Genomic DNA, 1,207 nt, shown 5'->3' on the forward strand with positions numbered 1-1,207 from the left:
CCCCGACCTGGCGGGCGCCCCCGAGGGCCCCGCCGCCCGGGCCGCCGCCCGCGCCGGACTCGGCCTGCCGGACGACGCGTTCGTGGTCGGCACGGTCGGCAACCTCACTCCCAAGAAGGACCAGGCGACGCTGCTCGCCGCGCACGCCGCGCTGCTGCGCTCCCGCCCGGACGCCCGGCTGCTGCTGGTCGGCGCCGGGCCGCTGGACGCGCGACTGCGCGCCCGCGCCGCCGAACTGGGCGTCGCGGACACCGTCGTGTTCGCCGGCTCGCGCGCCGACGTGCCCGAACTGCTGCCCGCCCTGGACGTGTTCACCCTGAGCTCGCGCCAGGAGGGCCTGCCGGTCGCGCTGATGGAGGCGATGACCAGCGGACTGCCCGCCGTGGTCACCCGGGTCGGCGGCATGCCCGAGGTGCTGGACGACGGCGAGCAGGGCCTGCTCGTCCCGCCCGGCGACCCGTCCGCGCTGGCCGGCGCGTTCGACCGGCTGGCCGGGGACCCGGACCTGCGCGCCCGGATGGCGTCCGCCGCCCGGGAGCGCGCCAAGCGCTTCGACGTGGCCGGCGCCCAGCGCGCCGTCGAGGCGGTGTACGCGCGGGTCCTGCGGCACTGACCGCGCGCCCCCGGCGGCTCCCCCCTGGACAGCACCGACGCACCGACTTCCCCAACAGCCCCCCGACCACCGATGGGAGAGCGAGTCCGGACGTGAGCGCCCTGCCCGCCCCCGCCGAGCTGACCTTCCGCCCGCTCGCCGAGTCCGACCTGCCCGCCGTGCTCGACCTGCTGACCGCCACGCTGGCGGGCGGCCCCACCGGCACCCGCACCGCCGACTTCTTCACCTGGAAGCACCGCCGCAACCCCTTCGGCGCCAGCCCCGGCATGGTCGCCGAGACCCCGGACGGACGGCTCGCCGGCGTGCGGCTGTTCCTGCGCTGGCAGTGGCGCCAGGGCGGCCCGGACGGCGCCCCGGTGGCCGCCGTCCGCCCGGTCGACACCGCCACCCACCCCGACTTCCAGGGCCGCGGCGTCTTCCGCCGGCTCACCCGGGAGCTGCTCGACCAGGTCGCCGACGAGGCCGCGCTGGTGTTCAACACCCCCAACGGCAACAGCCTGCCCGGCTACCGCACGATGGGCTGGCAGGAGCTCGGCCGGGTGCCGATCGCGGTGCGCGCCGTCCGCCCGGCCGCCTTCGCCCGGGGCGTGCGCG

General features: G+C 78.4%; 2 protein-coding genes. Both read left to right on the top strand.

Annotated elements, in window-relative coordinates:
- Positions 1 to 613, top strand: a 613-nt coding sequence (locus tag ABD308_RS31590) for a glycosyltransferase (protein ID WP_344342662.1), incomplete at its 5' end; no start/stop codon positions are given.
- 92 nt (positions 614 to 705) lie between these two features.
- Positions 706 to 1,207, top strand: a 502-nt coding sequence (locus tag ABD308_RS31595; protein ID WP_344342664.1) for a GNAT family N-acetyltransferase, incomplete at its 3' end; no start/stop codon positions are given.

The sequence above is a fragment of the Kitasatospora putterlickiae genome (genome assembly GCF_039527695.1).
Lineage (GTDB): Bacteria > Actinomycetota > Actinomycetes > Streptomycetales > Streptomycetaceae > Kitasatospora > Kitasatospora putterlickiae.